The sequence below is a fragment of the Streptococcus pluranimalium genome, assembly GCF_047785745.1.
GTDB classification, from domain to species: domain Bacteria; phylum Bacillota; class Bacilli; order Lactobacillales; family Streptococcaceae; genus Streptococcus; species Streptococcus pluranimalium_B.
This window is the reverse complement of record NZ_JBLOJT010000215.1, coordinates 1-822: the sequence shown is the minus strand read 5'-3', so window position 1 is coordinate 822 and position 822 is coordinate 1. Positions and strand designations below refer to the sequence as shown.

The 822-nt window shown below is 36.5% G+C and carries 1 protein-coding gene and 1 pseudogene; both read left to right on the top strand.

Features of this window, described 5'->3' with window-relative positions; genetic code table 11:
• The coding region (locus ACMZ6U_RS10570) for an aldo/keto reductase (protein ID WP_416108367.1) at nucleotides 1-590 on the top strand (590 nt) is incomplete at its 5' end.
• Between the two features lie 121 nt (nucleotides 591-711).
• Nucleotides 712-819, top strand: a pseudogene (locus tag ACMZ6U_RS10565) (IS3 family transposase); the annotation flags it as partial.
• Between the last annotated feature and the right edge of the window lie 3 nt (nucleotides 820-822).

Here is an 822-nt window from a genome sequence, read left to right as displayed (position 1 = left end):
TAGATTCTGTTCTGCTTCATCGTCCTGACTTGATTTTTGAACCAGAACAAGTTGCGGAAGCTTTTGACGAATTGGAAAGATCTGGTAAAGTTCGTTACTTTGGTATCAGCAATGTGCCACCCCTTCAACTCGAACTTTTGAAAAAATTTGTCAAACAACCATTGGTCTTCAACCAGTTGCAATTATCTCTTGAACAATCTCAAATGATTGACCAAGCTCTTTATCTCAACAATAAAGGGACTGACATGTCTATTGACCGTGATAATGGTATCTTGGACTACTGTCGCTTACATGACATTACCATTCAAGCCTGGTCACCATTGCAATACGGCATGTTCGAAGGAACGTTCATTGATAATCCAAAATTCCCAGAACTGAATAAAGCTCTTGAAGAATTAGGCAACAAATATAGCGTTTCTAAAGCAGCTATTGCTATCGCTTGGATTCTTCGTCACCCAGCTAAAATGCAAGCTATCGTAGGTACTATGAACCCACAACACTTGATTGATGTTGCGACTGCTGCAGACGTTAATTTGACACACCACGAATGGTATCAACTCTATCTAGCTTCAGGTAAATATTTACCATAAAATGATTCTAGTCAAAAAGCTTCAATTGAGGCTTTTTGCTTTGTCTAAAATAGCTTATTTCCAACGTTTGGCATTTTTTAGAATCATTGGATAAGAGAGTTCCATCAAGTATTTGATAATCTTGAGCAAGCCTATTACAAATTATATTTTTCGCTACAACAACAAACTAATCAAAGTAAAACTAAAAGGATTTAGTCCTGTTCAATACAGAACTAAATCCTTGCAATAATTA